The sequence below is a fragment of the Brevibacillus sp. SIMBA_040 genome (assembly GCF_046535075.1).
GTDB lineage: Bacteria > Bacillota > Bacilli > Brevibacillales > Brevibacillaceae > Brevibacillus.
In genome coordinates this window covers 143,927-161,897 of record NZ_JAWRXI010000007.1, presented here as the reverse complement: position 1 = coordinate 161,897, position 17,971 = coordinate 143,927, and the positions used below count along the sequence as shown (strand labels likewise).

At 49.3% G+C, this 17,971-nt stretch carries 17 protein-coding genes; 4 read left to right on the top strand and 13 right to left on the bottom strand.

Translation table 11 applies throughout. The features are described 5' to 3' along the window. Positions 1–65: 65 nt before the first annotated feature. The 3 genes from SB752_RS13780 to SB752_RS13770 form a co-directional block, all read right to left on the bottom strand. Positions 66–1,247 (bottom strand): anti-sigma factor family protein, encoded by a 1,182-nt coding sequence (locus SB752_RS13780; protein ID WP_410716199.1) that lies wholly within the window; start codon positions 1,245–1,247, stop codon positions 66–68. Continuing rightward, on the bottom strand, positions 1,244–1,792 hold the full coding sequence (locus tag SB752_RS13775) for an RNA polymerase sigma factor SigX (protein ID WP_410716198.1): 549 nt from the start codon (positions 1,790–1,792) through the stop codon (positions 1,244–1,246). The genes SB752_RS13780 and SB752_RS13775 overlap by 4 nt, the downstream gene beginning before the upstream one ends. Positions 1,793–1,932: 140 nt before the next feature. Next, complete coding sequence (locus tag SB752_RS13770; protein WP_410716341.1) at positions 1,933–2,649, bottom strand: AAA family ATPase; 717 nt, start codon at positions 2,647–2,649, stop codon at positions 1,933–1,935. Between the two features lie 67 nt (positions 2,650–2,716). Between SB752_RS13770 and SB752_RS13765 the strand changes: the two genes are divergently transcribed. After that, positions 2,717–4,141 carry a L,D-transpeptidase gene (locus SB752_RS13765; protein WP_410716197.1) on the top strand — a complete coding sequence of 475 codons (1,425 nt, stop codon included), beginning with the start codon at positions 2,717–2,719 and terminating at the stop codon, positions 4,139–4,141. Between the two features lie 127 nt (positions 4,142–4,268). Here SB752_RS13765 and SB752_RS13760 read toward each other — a convergent pair whose 3' ends face one another. From SB752_RS13760 to tkt, 3 genes are all read right to left on the bottom strand, one after another. Next, complete coding sequence (locus SB752_RS13760) at positions 4,269–4,619, bottom strand: hypothetical protein (protein WP_410716196.1); 351 nt, start codon at positions 4,617–4,619, stop codon at positions 4,269–4,271. Positions 4,620–4,720: 101 nt separating this feature from the next. After that, on the bottom strand, positions 4,721–7,279 hold the full coding sequence (locus tag SB752_RS13755; RefSeq protein WP_410716195.1) for a transglycosylase domain-containing protein: 2,559 nt from the start codon (positions 7,277–7,279) through the stop codon (positions 4,721–4,723). Positions 7,280–7,506: 227 nt separating this feature from the next. Beyond that, on the bottom strand, positions 7,507–9,513 hold the full coding sequence (gene tkt / locus SB752_RS13750; RefSeq protein ID WP_410716194.1) for a transketolase: 2,007 nt from the start codon (positions 9,511–9,513) through the stop codon (positions 7,507–7,509). Positions 9,514–9,640: 127 nt separating this feature from the next. On the opposite strand from tkt, the gene SB752_RS13745 reads away from it, so the two are divergent. Together SB752_RS13745 and SB752_RS13740 are read left to right on the top strand one after the other, a co-directional pair. Then, on the top strand, positions 9,641–9,799 hold the full coding sequence (locus SB752_RS13745; RefSeq protein WP_289143032.1) for a hypothetical protein: 159 nt from the start codon (positions 9,641–9,643) through the stop codon (positions 9,797–9,799). A 20-nt stretch (positions 9,800–9,819) separates the two neighbouring features. Next, positions 9,820–10,275 (top strand): NUDIX hydrolase, encoded by a 456-nt coding sequence (locus SB752_RS13740; protein WP_410716193.1) that lies wholly within the window; start codon positions 9,820–9,822, stop codon positions 10,273–10,275. 62 nt (positions 10,276–10,337) lie between these two features. On the opposite strand, the gene SB752_RS13735 is transcribed toward SB752_RS13740, so the two are convergent. The 3 genes from SB752_RS13735 to SB752_RS13725 form a co-directional block, all read right to left on the bottom strand. Continuing rightward, complete coding sequence (locus tag SB752_RS13735) at positions 10,338–10,910, bottom strand: DedA family protein (protein ID WP_410716192.1); 573 nt, start codon at positions 10,908–10,910, stop codon at positions 10,338–10,340. 172 nt (positions 10,911–11,082) lie between these two features. Next, complete coding sequence (locus tag SB752_RS13730) at positions 11,083–11,289, bottom strand: YqgQ family protein (protein WP_410716191.1); 207 nt, start codon at positions 11,287–11,289, stop codon at positions 11,083–11,085. Continuing rightward, positions 11,286–11,684: a hypothetical protein gene (locus SB752_RS13725; protein ID WP_410716190.1), complete on the bottom strand. Its 399-nt coding sequence runs from the start codon at positions 11,682–11,684 to the stop codon at positions 11,286–11,288. Before SB752_RS13725 ends, SB752_RS13730 begins: the two co-directional genes overlap by 4 nt. A 185-nt stretch (positions 11,685–11,869) precedes the next feature. On the opposite strand from SB752_RS13725, the gene SB752_RS13720 reads away from it, so the two are divergent. Next, positions 11,870–13,042, top strand: a complete 1,173-nt coding sequence (locus tag SB752_RS13720; protein ID WP_410716189.1) for an MFS transporter — start codon at positions 11,870–11,872, stop codon at positions 13,040–13,042. A 63-nt stretch (positions 13,043–13,105) separates the two neighbouring features. On the opposite strand, the gene abc-f is transcribed toward SB752_RS13720, so the two are convergent. From abc-f to SB752_RS13700, 4 genes are all read right to left on the bottom strand, one after another. Further along, positions 13,106–15,055 (bottom strand): ribosomal protection-like ABC-F family protein, encoded by a 1,950-nt coding sequence (abc-f, locus tag SB752_RS13715; protein WP_410716188.1) that lies wholly within the window; start codon positions 15,053–15,055, stop codon positions 13,106–13,108. Positions 15,056–15,419: 364 nt separating this feature from the next. Next, positions 15,420–16,184, bottom strand: coding sequence for a stalk domain-containing protein (locus tag SB752_RS13710; protein WP_410716187.1), 765 nt, complete (start codon positions 16,182–16,184; stop codon positions 15,420–15,422). A 168-nt stretch (positions 16,185–16,352) separates the two neighbouring features. After that, positions 16,353–17,291, bottom strand: a complete 939-nt coding sequence (locus SB752_RS13705; protein ID WP_410716186.1) for an AEC family transporter — start codon at positions 17,289–17,291, stop codon at positions 16,353–16,355. A gap of 15 nt (positions 17,292–17,306) precedes the next feature. Continuing rightward, a complete protein-coding gene (locus SB752_RS13700; protein WP_410716185.1) occupies positions 17,307–17,711 on the bottom strand; it encodes a hypothetical protein in 405 nt (134 codons plus the stop codon). Between the last annotated feature and the right edge of the window lie 260 nt (positions 17,712–17,971).

The following is a 17,971-nucleotide window of genomic DNA, read 5'->3' as shown; positions in this document are numbered from 1 at the left end:
ACTTCCGCCAAAAACAGGATAAAGCAGAGTCTCCCCTGATGGAAAACTCTGCTAGCTCCCTGTATTTACTTCAAATTTTTTGCCAATGTCAGCAGCTCTTCTTCGGTTGAATTGCTGCCGCCCAGTGTATGGATTTGACCATTTTCCTGCCAGATCAGCTGCTTGTGGTACGAATTCGTGATCAGAACGCCTGCCTGACCGTGTACTTTTACTTCTTTCATTTTGCTATCGCCGTCTTCCAGATACGGAAGCGGGAGAGTATGCTGCCAATCGTCAATGCTCAGCATTTGTTTTTTCACGTTATTTGGGATAAAAGGCAAGGACAGCATGGTGTCTCGAAGCTGCCCCATGTCTACTCCATCTGGCGCCTGCAGCTCAGGTGCGCTCACCACGGAGTATGAGATGCTGTCCTTATCGTTTTTCATCCAGATGTTTTGCATGTTGGCTACGTGGAGCGAGAACCGTTTTCCACTCAAATTTTCGTCAAAACGGTTTTCAACCTTCAGCTGTGCCAAAAGCTTGTTTGCTTTCTCGACATTCATTTCAAAATGGATCGTATACGGTGTGCTGACGTCTACACCCTCGAACGTCATATCACTTGGGATAGCTGGCAGCTTCACACCTGCTTTTTCAGCTGATTCTCTACTATTGTAGTATTTATTGTGCTCGCCTTTGTCGATCTTACCCTGATCAGCCTCGTCAATCCACAGCTTGCCGATGCCCGCAAGCTCCATCTCGCCTGCCTTGCCGCTGTTCAGCCAGCCTTCTACCTGCGCCAGATCATCTTGTGTTACTTTTACAAACTCCACTTTATCCATTCTGAAAATGGACAGGAAATCACTCGCAGCCGCCTGCACTTGTGGAAACGATAGCGATACAACCAGAACCGCTGCTACCGATGATCCTGTTACCCATCTCTTTGTCTTTTGATTCATGTCCTTCCAGCTCCTTTTTGCCACATGCTCTTGATTCGCAGTACGATTTTGTGAAACAAAGCTTGTATGCTGCCCGATCCGTTGTGAAAAGGTCTGCCAGGCAGCCTCCGTATTTACCTTTACTTGATCGGTCGGACGAAATAGCTGCTGCTTAAGCGTCCCGCGGGTCCAGGAATCAAGCGCAGACAATGCTTCCAGCTGCTCACTGCATTCCGTGCATGTCTCCAAGTGGGCAATGAATCGCTCGCTTTCCTGAAGTCCGCATTCTCCATCCAAAAATGACTGCATAAAGCCCGTATCTGCACATTTCATCCTTCTTCCCCCCTTAGCAGGTCGTACAGCTTGCGAAATTTGCTCTTGGCTCTTGATAGGATCGTCCCTACGGAGCTGACCTCCATCCCTGTGGCCTTTGCCAACTCCGCATAAGGATAGCCTGAGTATTTCATAATGAGCAAGGTTCGTTCCCGCTCGTCCAGCTGCGCGAGAACGTCACGCACCTGATCGATCGCTTCCTTTTCCAGACACATCTCTTCTGAGGAAGGAGATACTCTTTCCTCTTCAGCTGCTCCTCGCTCTTGTCTGTCATACCTGCGCTTTTCTGAACGCAAGTAGTTATAGGACGCGTACAGGGCTGATTTGGAAAGCCATGCCGGGATGTGCTCAATAGCCGAACGATCTGTATGATAAAAGGAGAGGAAAACGTCCTGGGCGATATCCTCAGCCGTTTGCTGATCTTTGACAATCCGCATGATCTGCCTGACGACAAAGGGATAGTACGTCGTAAACAAATCCTTGAAGGAATCTGTCTCATCTTGGACATGCACTCGATTCATCATCAGTTTTGCATGCACCTCCACTAGCTCTCCCTCCCCTCACTCATGTGCCTGCCATACGCTACTGACTCGTGCCAGCCGTGTATGGAGAGGCTGCTTTCTGCTTCGCTCATCTAATAGAAACCGCCGAAGCCATTTTTGTGACAGTTAGGAGAGATATTTTTTTATTCCATGAGAAATTTGGTCGGATTCTCGAGAAATCGCCTTGTAATTTGGTAATGCTCCGTCTCTTCGTATCGTATCTCGGTGAGCGGAGAGGCATCGAAGTTCAAAATAGTAGCTCCCGGCAGTCCCATCAAAATCGGAGAATGCGTAGCAATCAAAAACTGTGCCCCCTCCGCAATCAGATCCTGCATGACATACAGAAATGCTAGTTGACGCATGGGCGATAAGGCCGCCTCGGGCTCGTCCAAAAGGTAGATCCCTCTCCCTTCGAATCGATGCGAAAACAAGGAGAGAAAAGATTCCCCGTGTGACTGCTCGTGGAGGGAGCGTCCACCGTAATTTTTATAGCGCGTGGAGCGAGTTCTCTCTGTTTCATCTATATGACTGGCAAACTGATAGAAGCTCTCTGCACGCAGAAAAAAACCATGGGTCAGCTTGGGCATCCAGGAGAGGCGTATGTAGTCGCCAAGGCTCGCTTCTGCCTTGTCCACGTCGTAAAAATTATTTCTGGACCCGCCCGCAGTATGAAACCCGCATTGATAGGCAATCGCTTCAAGCAGTGTCGACTTGCCCGATCCATTCTCCCCTACAAAAAAGGTGACCGGGTTCTCCAGCTCGATCTCCTCGATGGACTGCAAAGAGCCAAGCCCGAACGGATATTGTTTCGTATCGGGAAATTCGTCTCGAAGAAGCTTGATCGTTCGCAAGCAAACCATCTTTTTCTCCTCCATCCTCACTATTTTGCTCATCTGTGCCGATACATCCTAATAAGGGGGAGTATCGGTGGACAAGGTTTCATTTTTACAAGAGAAAAGCGCGTTTCACATGAAATATCCGGATCAAAGCGACCTCTCCTTTTACCGATGGTTTACCGAACAGCATCCCGATGAGGCGATCGGTTGGTATCATCTTGGCCAAGAGAGAGAAGCGCGAGGAGAGTCAGAGATGGCGCTTGCCGCGCTCAGACGCGCATTGCGCGCAGGGCAAGGCCCCTTCTACGATGATGCGAGAGAAGCCTATCAAACACTACTGCGAGCAAAACGACAGCAGGACATGAGAAAAAGAATACGTTTGCTGCTTGGCTCGATGCTCTTTCTCTTTTTCCAGTTTGCCTATTCGCCAGGACTGTTGACTGAGCCTGACCAAAAGGCTACCTCTCCACAAACGGCTATACCCAAACCGGCGGCGGTTCCTGACCGGCCCCATGTAGAAGTCATTGCCGTTCCATTGAATCTCAGCAAAGAAGAGAGAGCAAAGCAATTACGTCTCTATATAGAAGCAAGACGTCCTGCGCCCACACAGCCATTTACATTGATTGCTGTTCCTGAGGTTCCCGGCAGCCCATTATTTACGCCGCTCTTGTTTTATCAGCCAAGAGAAGTGCTTGGGGTCATGCAGTACAATCCCGTGAATCGAACCGTCACGAATCAAAAATGGTTTGACCGTCCTGGTCGTTATGAACAGGAGCCGTTGGTTCTCTCGGCAAGAGCCCTACTTGAGCAGGAGCAAATAACTCTCCAGCATGTCCTGACATTGCGCAACGCACTGTATCGAACGTATCAGCAAACAGGCTCGTTGCCTGCTCGCTTGGCTGATTTGGCGGCAGCCTACCCGAGCAACACGCTGCCACAAGTCCCTGCGCCACTCACGGAATTAGGTCTGCTCTCTTATGAATATCGACCGGGATTGTTCCGTCCAGAGACTGCTTGGGCAAGCATACGTGATGTTCTGCCTCTCCCTGGGTATCCCGAGCCGCTGCATTCATTGGAGCCGCTCCAGATTCAGCTGTCACAGTCGACCCGAACAATGCGGCTTGTAAGCGGCTCACACGTTGTGCGCAGCTATCCTGCTGGGATCGGTAAAAACGGCTCTACACCTGAAGGCTATTATACGATTCAGCAAAAAATCAGTCGCCCACGTGGTCATGACAACATCTACGGCACGCGCGGCATGGTTTTTTCCGGCGATGGATATGCCATTCATGGTACCAATCATCCGGAGAGCATCGGGAGTGAGGTCTCACTCGGATGCATTCGCTTGCATAATAAAGATGTCGAAGAGCTTTACAGCTTTGTCTCATTGGGAACAGAGGTGGTCATTTCAGATATAGCGGCACCTGTTAAGCCGTGGAGCAATCCAGCCCCTTTCATACTGGCCGCAGGTCCAAAAGAGGAAACGCCAACGATTACGTACAATTGGCTGCATTGAGGTATTTCACTCGCGCCCCTTTGTAGGAAAGACGAGAGAGAATGGATTTCGTTACGCTAGAAAGTTTCTCCAGCAACCAGGAATCAACCAAAAAAGCGCGCTCCCTTTTCACGGGAACGCGCTTTACTTATTTTTCTTCTTCAAGCTGGCTAATCGTTTCTTCTTGTTCTTCTTCCGCTTTCCAATAATCGAGCACTTTTCCTTGCAGAACTTTCCCCTTGATGAATTCCACTTGCTGCTCACTGAAATCCTGTGTCCATTCGACGCCCAGTTCCTCAGCCAGACGTACCACGGTCAACAGCTCCGACCAAGCGACGTATCGTTTGTACCAGAAAAACTGAGGCTGTTCATTCATGTATGGGTATAAATCGTCAAAATCGGTGTGTTTACAGTCGAGAGCTCGCTCAAAATTCACCTTGGCTTGGCGCAATTGTTCAATGAAAAATGTGGGTAAATCCCTTTTTGCGTAGTCAGACATGGACTGTCCCCCCCTGTCTCCCGATTTATTGGTATTGTACCACGCGGAAGAAGATGTGCAAATAGGTGAATCTGTTTGAGTGGTTCATTCTATGCTAGTCGTTACCCATTTGTTCCTTCGGGAAATGGCTGCTGTGAGCCATCCTCAGGTGGTGGCGGTAATTCAATCCCTCCAGAACCCGGTTGGTTTCCGGTCGAATTCCCGATATCAGGCGGTGGTGCTTCTCCACTGTTTGGGTTGCCCTGATTTCCCTGGTTACCGTTATTTCCTTGGCCACCTGGCTGCTGACCATCTGTCTGGTTGCCGTTACCTTCACCGTTGCCATTATCGGGTGGCAGCTGACCGGAATCACCATTCCCATTTCCTTCTGGAATTCCTTCTTGATTATTGCCATCCTCGTGATGATCCTGGCCGTCATTAATCAAGTTTTCCAGCTGCTTCGTGTTGATCTCAACGATTGGCGAAGGTGTCTGTTCCTGCCCTTCCTTATTGCGTGGAATAACCATGTAGCGATATTTCACTGGGCTATCCAATACGTCTAGATAGATCGTATCTTTAACATCAGAGGCGATTTTTTGGCTTTCACCATTCTCTTTCACTCGGTAGACGTCATAGGTGTAGTCAGGTTCGCCACCAATCCAGCTTAAAAGGACTTGCAGTTGCTGAGTATTGCTATCCATCGTCATAGTCGCTTCCAATTGAATCGGCGGAGTTGTTTCTTCCTCTGGCTCTTCTTCTGCTGCTCCACCAGGTCGGACAAAGTCCGTAGACTTCACACCTTTCAAGCCCTCTGCCAATACCTTGGAAAACATCTGGGCTGTCAGACTGCTACCTTGACGCATCAAGTGATTTTTATCCTCTTTATCAAAGCCCATCCAGACTGCACCGACGTATTCAGGGGTGTAGCCTACAAACCATGCATCCTTGTTGACGCTGCTGTCTCCAATCGTGGATTGAGTTGTACCCGTTTTCCCTGCTACATGACGGCCAGAGATACGAGCTGCTTTACCGGTCCCCTCTTGAACTGCCCTTTCCAGCATGGTGTGGACAGTCCACGCTGTCTGTGGCTTCAGAACCTCAGTTTGTTTTACTTCATACTCACGCAAAATACCAACGGCTTTGTTTTCAATCTTGGTGATGGTATGCCCCTCAGAGACTACGCCTCCATTCACAAAAGCCGTATAGGCTTGCGCCATTTTCAGCGGGGACGTTCCTTTGCTTAGACCCCCCAGCGCGATAGCCAGGTTACGGTCCTCAGGCTCCATCTCAATGCCGAATTTCTCCAAATATTTCAATGCAGTTGGTACTTTAATCTCGTTCAACAGCCAAACAACAGGAATGTTCAGTGAGTCAATCAATGCCCGGTTCATGCTCACAGTCTCGCTGTACTTGTTGTTGTAGTTGCGCGGCTCATAGCCGTTAAAGCTTTGCCTTTTATTGCTGAGAGATGAATTTGGACCCCATTTTTTACTATCGATATCAATCGCTGGAGCGTATACCGCGATTGGCTTAAAGCTCGAGCCTGGTTGACGCTTCATATCTGTTGCAAGGTTGAAGCCTTTTACAGCATAATTGCGTCCGCCCATCATGCCTGCAATCCCGCCATTTTTAGCATCCACCACGATCATTGCAGACTCTACACTGCGCTCTGTTCCGTCTTTCGGGAAGTTTTTCGGATTTTCATACTCTTTGACCATGGCATCCTGGATTTTCGGATCAAACGTCGTGTATATGGACCAGCCACCGCGATACAGCTCTTCCTCTGTCACGCCATACGTCGTTTCCGCTTCCTCTACCATGTGATCGAAAAATGCCCGATAGCCTTTTTTCAGTCCCGATGAGCCTGGCACCTCAGACGGTTCCGTCGGCAGCGGCTCTGCCTGTGCTTCGTTCTTTTGCGCTTCCGTAATGATGCCTTGCTCTGCCATCAGGCGAATAACCGTATCCCGGCGAAGCTTTGCTTTTTCAGGATTGTTGAATGGGTTGTAGGTTGTCGGTGCTTTTGGAATCGCCGCCAGCATCGCTGCTTTTGCGATCGTAAACCTTTCATCGGAAACTGACATTCCAAAGTAATACAAGGAAGCATCCTCGACCCCGAACTCCCCTTTACCCAAATACACGCGGTTTAAATACATCTCCAAAATTTGATCCTTGGAGTATTTCCGCTCCAATCCGATTGCGATACTCATTTCTTTCGTTTTACGCCAAAATGTTTGATCTAGGGTGAGAAATACGTTTCTAGCTAACTGTTGAGTAATGGTACTGCCGCCCTCTGCCAACGACCCTTTTTTGATGTCATTGACGATGGCGCCGCCAATCCGAATCATGTCCACGCCCTTGTGATCGTAAAAGCGTCGATCCTCAACGGCGAGGAAGGCATTGGTTAATATTTTTGGCATTTCACTAATCGACTTGTATTCACGGTTTTTTTCACGAATCAAGCTCGTGAGCTCGACGCCGTTTTTGTCATATATTACGGTTGGTTCTGCTTTCAGATCCTTCAGCTTTTGCTCATTTTCCTCAATCATCCGGTCTCCGGCGTACAGCAGGGAAAAGTATCCCCCGATGACGCTCAAAAGAAGAAAGATTGCAAATGATACAGTAATCATCAGCAAGCTGCTTTTCTTCTTCTTGACCTTCTTCTTGGCCTTTGTTGCCATTTTTTACCTCCTGAATTCTCTCTCCCCCACATCATTATAGACGATTGCATTCGAAAAAAGTTTCTTTGCGCGGGTAGCTATCTATCACTTGGTTGTATTTTGGCGGCTTTTGGCGGCCACGGGCTGCCTTTATCCTACCATTCTTTTTCGCGTTGTACGGTGGAAAAGTATTGGAAAAAGCCTATCTTCCATAATAGAAGATAGGCCTGCCCCGATAAACAAATTGCTTACTTCAGCAATTTTTCAGCTTCTGCTACTACATTTTCAACGGTAAAGCCGTATTCTTTCATGATGCGGTCTCCAGGTGCAGATGCGCCAAACTGGTTGATGCCGATTACGATACCGCCATCTCCTGCATAGCGCTCCCAGCCCATTGGAGAGCCCATCTCTACTGCTACACGCGCTTTTACAGCTGGTGGAATTACAGAATCACGGTATTCCTTGGATTGACGCTCGAACAGGTTCCAGCTCGGCAGAGAAACGACGCGCGTTTCTACTCCACGGGACAGAAGCTGTTCACGTGCTTGCATCACCAAGGATACTTCTGAGCCAGTCGCAATCAGGATGAGCTGTGGTTTGCCGCTTGGTGCGTCCGCGAGTACATAACCACCTCTGCTCACGCCTTCTGCTGCTTTTTCCAGCGTTTCCGGCAAGACAGGCAGATTTTGACGAGTCAGAACCAATACCGTTGGCTCATCTGTGCGAGATACTGCATATTTCCATGCTTCATTCGTTTCTACCGCATCGGCTGGACGCAGTATGTTCAAGCCTGGCATCGCACGCAGGGACGCCAATTGCTCGATTGGCTCATGGGTTGGTCCATCTTCACCAACAGCGATGGAATCGTGCGTGAAGACATACACCACTGGCTGCTTCATCAATGCAGAGAGGCGGATTGCTGGACGGACATAGTCAGAGAAGACGAAGAATGTACCGCCGTAAACTTTTACGCCACCATGCAGCGCCATACCATTCAGAGCCGCTCCCATCGCGAACTCACGAACCCCGAACCAGATGTTGCGGCCTTCGTATGTGCCCGGCAGAAAGTTGCCAGCCTCTTTGATCACGGTATTATTGGAGTGTGCCAGGTCAGCAGAACCGCCCAGGAAGAACGGAACGCTAGTCGCGAGTGCATTGATCGCATTACCAGATGCTACACGGGTAGCCAGTTTTGCGCCTGCTTCATACGTTGGCAAATGGTTGTCCCAGCCTGCTGGCAGGTGACCTTCCTCTGCCGTTGTGAATTGCTGCGCCAAGTCAGGGTATGCTTTGGCATACTCAGCAAACTGGTCGTTCCAGGATGCTTCTGCCTTTTCGCCAGCCGCCGCCAGTCCTGCATACAGCTCAGTTACTTCTTCTGGTACATGGAACTCGCTTTCATGTGTCCAAGCGTAGTTCGCTTTTGTCAATTTTACTTCGTCTTTGCCGAGTGGTGCGCCGTGGGAAGCACTGGAACCGCCTTTATTCGGGCTGCCGTAACCGATCACGGTTTTTACCTCGATCAGGGTAGGACGATCCAAATCCTGCTTCGCTTCAGCAATCGCTGCTTCAATCGCAGCCAAATCATTTCCATCCTCTACACGCAGGTACTGCCAGCCATAGGCTTGGTAGCGTCCAGCTACATTTTCGGAGAAGGAACGAGACAGCTCGCCATCCAAAGAGATATCATTAGAATCGTACAAAACGATCATTTTCCCCAGTTTCAGGTGAGCTGCCAGAGAGGAAGCCTCGCTGGAAACACCCTCCATCAAGTCGCCATCGCCACAAATCACATAGGTGAAGTGGTTTACGATGTCGAATTTGTCGCGGTTGTATACAGCAGCCATGTGCTTTTCAGCCATTGCCATCCCTACAGCCATCGCGATACCTTGTCCCAGAGGACCGGTCGTGGCATCAACACCAGCAGTATGACCAAACTCAGGGTGCCCAGGCGTTTTGCTGCCCCATTGGCGGAAATTATGTAGATCTTCCAGAGAAACATCGTATTTCATTAAGTGCAGCATCGAGTATAATAGCATGGAGCCATGCCCTGCTGACAGGACAAAACGGTCACGGTCAATCCACTTCGGATTGCTCGGGTTTACCTTCATAAAACGGCTATACAGCACGTGCGCCATTGGAGCTGCGCCCATAGGCATTCCTGGGTGGCCGGAGTTTGCCTTTTCGATGGCATCGATAGCCAGCGTGCGGATGGTATTAATGGAAAGCTGATCAACAGATGTATGCTGAGTCATCTCGAAAAATCCTCCCTGCTTGTTCTTGAAATCACTGCCTGTAACCGAATGAAAACATACTGTGCAATTATAGCACAGTTCAAGCCCATATTCATGTCTGCTTTCACGAAAAAAGGAGGTACCTATTATGTCTACTTTATATCTCATTATCGGAATTGTGCTGGGTGTCGCAGGCTTTGGCATGCTGCTTTTGGCCATGACAAGCTCCCCACTTGTGAAACAAAGAAAGCTGGAACGCCAGCGCAAAGCAGCTGAAAATCACCGTCCGGAAGAAGGCGGCTTCTAAAAAGGGAGAGATAAAGGCACATGAACAAGGATCGCTTTACCATGCCGGTAGCCGTTCATCTTTTTCTAGTTCGCGGCACCGAAATATTGCTGCTTCGCCGTTACAATACAGGCTATGAGGACGGCAATTACAGCGTGCCTGCAGGCCATTTGGATGGGGGCGAGGAAGTGGTGGCAGGAGCCATCCGTGAGGCAAAAGAAGAATGCGGCATCGAAATCGAGCCTTCAGATCTGCAAGTCGCAGGCGTCATGCATCGTCGTTCTACTGACGAGCGAATCGACTTTTTTCTGGTCACCTCCCACTGGAGCGGTGAAATCATCAATTGCGAGCCGGAAAAATGCGATGAGCTGCGCTGGGTGAACATGGATCACCTGCCGACTAACGTCATTCCTTACGTCCGTCAAGGCATCAGCAATTACAGGAGGGGACAATGGTTTGACAGCTTTGGCTGGGTCAAGTCCGCCTCTACCGTATAAACCGAGAAAATGAAAAAAGCAAACAACCACAATGGGATATTCGTTCCCGGTTGTTTGCTTCTTTATCCTTTCTCCATCCGTTGAAGCTGCCGAATCGCCATATATACAGCGCCAACCACGCACAGCCCGACTAGAGTAATTTTGCTGTACGTATAGACACCCGCCACCATTTGATCCATCCGATCCGCAAATAAATAGCCCGCGAGATAATAATGAAAGGTCCACAGAATGCTGCTCGGAAAAAAATACAGGCAAAACATCCGAAACGGCAGACGCCCCGCCCCGACTACAAACGGAACCAAATGACGAACAACCGGAAAAAAGAAACCGAGGCAAAGCATCCATCCTAGGTATCGGTTCCACTCCTCCCGGGTTCTCTCCAGTCCCGCCGGGATGATCCTTCGCTTGCGCAGCCAGTGGACGATGGGGCTTCCTATTAATGCCCCGACTATGTATCCGGTTACTAGCACGATTGACACTCCAGAGTAAATCGCGAAAAAGGCTAACCATACCTGTAAATCTATATGTGCAACCTGCGCCCCCATGGTCATCACTGTGATTTCATCCGGAATTGGCTTTTCTATCATTCCTTTTACCATAGTGGCAAACAGAGTAATATAATCTGCTCGTATCACTCCCCATCCCTCCCTTGCTCCCTACCTCTATCCTACCGAGGAAACCTTTCAAAAAGAGAGAGATTCGTTTAAGAATGTTTAAAGGATTTCTGAAGAATTTCTTAAGGAGACGGAAAAAGGCGTGCTCATCGCCAGACACATGCCTGATGATAAACACACCTTTTCTTTTTTCTTACTGTCGTCCCTCTGCCTTTCGCTTGTCACGCAAAGCAGACAATGCCTCCAGAAACTCTTCCTTGTCGATGACATTCAACTCATAAAGGTCCCGGATTTCATCTTCTATCAAAAGCAAATCCCCCTCGGGATCTCCCGTATAAATGAACAGGCCGAAGCGGTGCAAAAACGCTTTTAAATCGAAATCATTCGAGCCAGCTTTCAATTTGCTCCCTCCAGATCGCTTTCCATCCTAGCGAGGACGGCGTCGTAGTCAAATTCGACAGCAAAGCCAGTAATTACGATGATCTTTGCAGTTGGATACGCTTCGAGCCACGCCTCCTCCTCTTCTGGCTTCAAACCGACGATGTACAAAGGATCTGATGATAGCTGTTCATGCTCCAGACAGAGCTTTAAAAATGTGTGGCATCTGTCTTGTTCCTGTGCCGCATTGAGGACGAGTACCGCCCGTGTTACCTCTCCTGACTGCCTTTTCTCGGCTAGCATCTCAAAGGTTTTCGCGGTAGGGACAAGCGCATTCACCTCAGGAAAACGATCGAGGACTTCATCCAGCCAATCATCTTCATGCCAGGCCAGGTAGTACATCATCGCAGTAGACATGATCACAAACACCTCATGGATATATACTTGACAACATTCTGAACGATTCTTGTTTCTTTTCCATTATAACATGGATCATGCCCACATGCTTATGTTGCTGGCTTGACTTCCCATGAACCATCACGTAAGGTGGAAAAAGTAAACAACATCCTGAATCGATTTTTGTGTGAAAAGAGGTATTTTTTGTGAATAAGAAGCATCTGGCCCTCTTGTTCTTGATTGCTTTTCTCACGATGCTGGGCTTTGGTATTATTATCCCGATCCTACCATTTTTTGCGGAACAGCTGGGCGCGTCTTCCTTTCAAATTGGCGTCCTGTTCGCCAGCTACAATATTATGCAGTTGGTGTTTGCTCCGATCTGGGGAACACTTTCAGACCGCATCGGAAGAAAACCTTTAGTTTCGTTTGGCCTGCTTGGATTTTCCATCACCTTTATCCTGTTTGGAATCGCGGACAGTTATACAGAAATGCTCATTTACCGGATTTTGGGTGGAATCGTCTCTGCCGCTGCACTGCCTACAGTGACAGCGATGGTTGCTGACCTGTTCCCCTCCAATGAACGGGCAAAGGGCATGGGAGTAATCGGCGCAGGGATTGGTCTCAGCTTTGTTTTTGGACCAGTCATCGGCGGATTGTTAAGCGGTTACGGATTTGCCGTTCCTTTTTACGCTTCCGGTATCGTGGCACTTCTCACGTTTTTTGTTATTTTGTTTGCACTACCTGAGAGCTTGCCAAAAGAAAAGCGGGCTTCCTACAAGCGCGAAGCACATGGAAATCCGCTCGTGTCTCTATTTGGCTCTCTATCACTACTGTATGCGATTCTATTTATTGTCTCTTTTGCTTTTTCGGGACTGGAGACGACCTTCGCCCTGTACATCCATGATCTGTACGGCTTTACCTCCAAAGATTTGGGCTATATGTTTTTGGTCATGGGGATTATTGCTGCCATCGTCCAAGGCGGGATGATCGGCAAAATGGTGAAGCGACTAGGTGAAGCAGCCGTTCTTACTCTGGGAATGATCTTGTACGGAATCGGTTTTTTCGCTATTCCACTCTCCGGAAACTTTTGGGTGCTCGCCCTCATTCTTTCCTTGTTTGGAGCTGGACAAGGCATGATTCGAGCGACAGCTACGGCCATGATCACGCAGAGAACCACACAAGGACAAGGTGTCACGTCTGGAGCCATCAGCTCTATGGACAGCTTGGGCCGGATTTTGGGTCCGCTCGCAGGTGGTGCTGTCTACCAATTCACGTACAGCGGTCCTTTCCTTCTCGGAGGAGTATTAATGGTCCTGATCCTGCTCTGGTTCAGAAACAGCTACCGTCGCTTGCCTGAGCCGAGTGTACAACAAGCATAAATACATACAAGAAGATCCGCCAGTGATGAACAAATGCTGGCGGATCTTTTTTACTTCCCCAACCTATGCTTCTTGCAACGCAAGCCAAGCAGAATAGGTGGCGTCCATCTCGGATTGCACCTGCTCCATCTCTTGCTGCCATGCAACGAGCTGCTGATAATCCGCTCCCTCGCTGTGCAGGAGAGCTGTTAGTTCTCCCTTTTGCTCTTCCAGTCCGGCGATTTTTTGTTCCAGCTCTGCCAGCTTGTAAGCGTTCGGACGCTTGGCTGGGACTGGAGCTGGAGCAGCTGCTTCCGCGGGTGTGGTGTCAACGACTGGAACAGGCTTCTCTGGGACTACCGTCTTCGCACGCTCCTCACGCACCACCGTCTGGACCAGACTGCGCTGCTTTTGCTTTTCCCGCGCTTCCTCATAAGAACCAACATCGTGAACCAGCCCTCTGTTCTCCACCCAGAATACACCATCTACCATCTTTTGCAGGAAGTAGCGGTCGTGAGAGACGATAAACAGCGAGCCTTTAAAATCTGCGAGCGCTTCCTCCAACGTTTCACGAGCCTCGATGTCCAGATGATTCGTCGGTTCATCCAGAATCAGGAGATTGATTTCCTGATGCATCATCTGGGCAAGCCGCAGGCGCATCCTCTCTCCGCCACTCAGCTGTCCAAGCCGTTTAAACACTTGCTCTCCGTAAAAAAGGAAGCGGGCAAGCAGATGTCGCGCTTCAGGCTCTGTGACGCGAGCAACCTCACGGAATACGTCAATCAGCCTTTGATTCTGGTCACCCTCCAGCGCTTGCTGTGATAAATAGCCGACCTTGACGTTGCTGCCTATCTTCAGCGTACCGTTATCTGGTGGAAGCTCGCCCAGCAGCAGCTTGATCAATGTGGATTTGCCGCAACCGTTTGGGCCGAGCAGTGCTTTTCTTTCGCCAAATCGAAGCAGGAAGCTCGCGTCCTCAAACAGGCGTTTCCCACCAAAGGACTTATGCACGCCAGTCGCCACCAGGACATCCTGACCGCTGCGCTCCGTCTTTTGAAATTGAAGGCCCATGCGATTCTCTTCCATTCGCGGTCTTTCAATTCGTTCGATCCGCGCCAGTGCCTTCTCCATGCTTTTTGCCCGGCGATGAAAAGCCTCGTTAGGCGGATTGGAGCGATTTCCCCATTCCTTCAGCCGCTTGATCGTTTCTTTCATTTTCTTGATTCTCTTCTGCTGTTCTTGGTAAGCGGCAAATTGACGCAAAAGCCGTTCTTCCCGCTCCGTCACAAACGCACTGTAGTTCCCGATGTAAAACTCTGCCTCGCCACCGTCTACATGATAGACCGAGGTTACGACCGCATCCAGGAAGTAACGATCGTGAGAAATGATCAATACTGTGCCAGGATAGCTTTTTAGAAACTCCTCCAGCCATTCCATCGAATGGACGTCCAAATGGTTTGTCGGCTCATCGAGAAGGAGAACATCACTACGCTGACACAGCAGCTTGGCCAGACCGGCTTTCGTTTTTTCTCCCCCACTCAGTTTGGCGAAAGGAGTAGCCAGCAAGTCAGGGGAGATTCCCAAGCCCTCTGTCACTTGTGCCATTCTCGTCTCCCACTGATACCCGTCCATTTGCTCAAACTCGTCCTGCCATCTCTGATAGCGTTGCATCAAACGGTTCAGCTCTTGTTCGTCTTCACAGGCGTCCCCCATCTGCTGTTCCAGCTCGCGCAATTGCTCCTCAAGCTTGCGTACTTCCGTAAAAGCACTCGCAACTACGTCTTCTCCTGTCCACTCTGCTGGATAAGAAGGCGTCTGCGGCAAATAAGCCCATACCGTTCCTTTTGCGCGGTACAGCTCACCTGCATCAGGGCTTTCGATTCCTGCCAGCAGCTTGAACAGAGTCGTTTTGCCAGCACCGTTTGGCCCTACGATTCCGACCCGTTCGCCTGCTTTTATTTCCAAAGTGATATCCTGCAAAACCGGATCTGCTCCATACGATTTCTGGATCTGTTGAGTAGCTACAATTATCATGATAAATTCCTCCCTGGCATGGTGATACGACTAAAAATGGACGCAAAAAAGCCGCAGGCATCATACCTGCGGCATCGTGAAAGGCTGACTACACAGCAAAAGCTGGTGCTAGTCAGTAGCCTTAAAATTTACAAGAACAAATTGTTCCCGCTAAGATGCATGGTACGCCTCTGGATACTCCGTTCAGTTGTATGACTGAAAAAGGACAGACTGATCCCGTTAGGCGCTACATCATGCGTCATACTGGAAGTTTCTACCACAAACCAAGCCTGAAGAGTTCCGAACACGTACCTACACCTCCATTCCAAATAAGTAATCTTATCCCACATCATACAACAGGGAGTGGAAAATAACAACAGCAATGCTACTTAAATGGTTGATTCGTATCAACATCGATGACAACCAGCGTCGTGTATGGCGCAAGCTTTGCCTTCCCTACCAAATACGGATAGGTGATTACCTGCGGATACATCCGATCAGGATCAGGCGAGGTCTGCTTCACGTATACGATTAGCTGCTCCCAGCTTTGCTGAACCTTGACCACTTGTAGCCCATACCCCGGATGCGGTGATTCCCCTCGGGCTATGACATACAAATCGCCCAGGTTATACACTCCCTTTTCCTTTTTCACCGATTCAACAAAAGCCTGCTGCTCTGCCGTCAGCTTCTCGGCAGCCACGAGCACAAATTTATCCTCAGACTGCGCTGCGATGACTTCCACCGCCCTTTTTTCTGCATTCCATTCGATTTTGTAGCCCGCTTGTTCTGCCATCCATCTCAGCGGCAAGTAAACCGTGCCGTCACGAACAATAGCGGGCTGCCCATTCTCTTTCCAGGTTCCGTTCACAGCCACTTTCCCTGAATCTATCTGAAACGTCAGGGTAGCTTGCCCACGAGTTAGTTTTCCTGTATTTCCTTCCTGCTTCCACTCTGCCTGCAACAGGCTTTTCGCATCCTCTGCAGACACATACGTGCGCTGAGCAACGATAATTGACACCTTTTGCATCCCGGCTTGCTTTCCGTCTACCATGATCGCCGGAGTAGCAGACGACGCTGGTGCGGCCATGATCGGTTGTGCTGCGAATAGCGACATCCCTAGTACAACAGCAAGTGCAATCTTTCTTTTCATCGCCATTCCTCCATTCTTGTATTTTCATTGTCTCTATCTTGTTAGACAGAGTACCCCTCTTATTCGTTTCATGGGCAAAAGAAATAGTCGCACCTGCGCAAAAACCCGATCCTCTCACAACTGCGAAAAGACCGGGCTTCTGGTGTTGTAATTGTTGTTGAAAAGCGATTAGTGCAAAAGCCAATTTCCCATGAGTACAACTGCCGGTATCGAGAGCAGCGCAAGCAGAGTGGAGAAAACCGTCGTCATCGCGCCCATCTCTTCATCCGCAGAATAGCGTGCAAACAGGATAGAGGCAAGCGTCAACGTAGGCATCGCTACCTGCACCAGTGTTACGCTGACAATGTCCTGATCCAGCGGAAAGGTCGACAATAAAAAGGCAGTGAGCAGCGGGAACAAAAACAGCTTAAACGCAATCGGCATCCCGAGGAGTGGCAAGGATACTTGCGGCTTATTGCGTAAAAAGAGCGGCAGCAGCATCCCGATGTACATCATTGCCAGCGGGGAAGCCAGCTTGGACAGCGTACCGAATAAGCTCTTGACTGGCTCTGGAGGTGCAAATCCGATCAATGCCGAGCCGAGTCCGAGTACAATTGCGATCATCGGAATATTGACGAGAGTCTTCAAGCCTTTCAGCGAAAACGAGCCTTTTTCCTGGAGCATCATAACCCCGACGGTCCAAAGGACAACATCTACACCCGCATCAAAGATCGCTGCCAGCAGCGCTCCCTTCGGACCAAACAGTGCGGCACAAAGTGGCAAGCCGATAAATCCCGTATTGCCTAGACCCGACAGAATCGCAATTTCACGCCGTTTTTTAGCTGGCAAGGGAAGAGTCCGCGCGCCTGCCCAGCCAAGAAAAATTCCTAAACAATTTAAGAAAATGGAAATGAGGAATATTGTGAAAATTTGCGCGATGACTTGCTTGTCCATCGGCGTCTGAAAAATCCCGTCCAAAATAATACAGGGCATTGCCACATTAATAATAATGGTGATAACCAGCTGGCGGGAATCGGCCGTCAGTGGCTGTCGGTAACCAATCAGGCTACCGATCCCAATAATGACGGCCATCACAAGAATGGACTGTTGCAGTGTTTGCAGTTCCATCGTACTCTCCCCCGCCTACATTTCTACAGGGAGCCATTGCAGCTGCTTCGGCTCACCTTTATCGCATGTACGCAGCACATCCCCGCATAAAGGCACTACCTGCTCTAAAGGTACACACCATGAGACCGGAAATGCCACTTCACTTCCCTCGATCACCAGCGATGCCATCACAGCAGCTCTCTGCTCATCTGCCGTCAAAACAAAATGCTTCTCAGAAGGCTCATGCTCCTTCCACTGAACGAGCACCAAGCCGTTATTTCCACCTGCAACCACGAGGTCTACGTGATAGCCATAGGCAGCATGCACCAAAGTCCGATCGACACCGTTTAATTGGGCAATCTCCTTTAATACCTCATGCCAAGCAACGTGCTTTTGCTCGACGCCGCTCTCATCTGTATAGACACGCCAATCGTTTAACATGATTACGAACTCCTTTTGAAAAAAGCCCAAGATTCGTACCTAATTGTACGCTTCTTCTGGAGGAACCTCAACCACTAGTTGTCCAGTCCCCGCTATTTTCAACATAACCTGCGAGGAAAAAGCGAATCCTTATGAGGTGGGCAAACACAATCAGCTTATCAAATACATAGTATTATGATCGGAATTTAAATAATTTTCGTTGACAAAGCCATTGTCTGCCACTACTATGAATCCATGAAATCAGATCAACAAAAGGGGAT

What these genes read in the sequence shown, in the direction of transcription:
- SB752_RS13770 (WP_410716341.1), bottom strand. Translation starts at nt 2,649, where the DNA reads ATGGTTTGCTTGCGAACGATCAAGCTTCTTCGAGACGAATTTCCCGAT.
- SB752_RS13725 (WP_410716190.1), bottom strand. Translation starts at nt 11,684, where the DNA reads ATGTCTACTGCGATGATGTACTACCTGGCCTGGCATGAAGATGATTGG.
- SB752_RS13740 (WP_410716193.1), top strand. Translation starts at nt 9,820, where the DNA reads ATGAACAAGGATCGCTTTACCATGCCGGTAGCCGTTCATCTTTTTCTA.
- abc-f (WP_410716188.1), bottom strand. Translation starts at nt 15,055, where the DNA reads ATGATAATTGTAGCTACTCAACAGATCCAGAAATCGTATGGAGCAGAT.
- SB752_RS13745 (WP_289143032.1), top strand. Translation starts at nt 9,641, where the DNA reads ATGTCTACTTTATATCTCATTATCGGAATTGTGCTGGGTGTCGCAGGC.
- SB752_RS13755 (WP_410716195.1), bottom strand. Translation starts at nt 7,279, where the DNA reads ATGGCAACAAAGGCCAAGAAGAAGGTCAAGAAGAAGAAAAGCAGCTTG.
- SB752_RS13780 (WP_410716199.1), bottom strand. Translation starts at nt 1,247, where the DNA reads ATGAAATGTGCAGATACGGGCTTTATGCAGTCATTTTTGGATGGAGAA.
- SB752_RS13705 (WP_410716186.1), bottom strand. Translation starts at nt 17,291, where the DNA reads ATGGAACTGCAAACACTGCAACAGTCCATTCTTGTGATGGCCGTCATT.
- SB752_RS13700 (WP_410716185.1), bottom strand. Translation starts at nt 17,711, where the DNA reads ATGTTAAACGATTGGCGTGTCTATACAGATGAGAGCGGCGTCGAGCAA.
- SB752_RS13710 (WP_410716187.1), bottom strand. Translation starts at nt 16,184, where the DNA reads ATGAAAAGAAAGATTGCACTTGCTGTTGTACTAGGGATGTCGCTATTC.
- tkt (WP_410716194.1), bottom strand. Translation starts at nt 9,513, where the DNA reads ATGACTCAGCATACATCTGTTGATCAGCTTTCCATTAATACCATCCGC.
- SB752_RS13760 (WP_410716196.1), bottom strand. Translation starts at nt 4,619, where the DNA reads ATGTCTGACTACGCAAAAAGGGATTTACCCACATTTTTCATTGAACAA.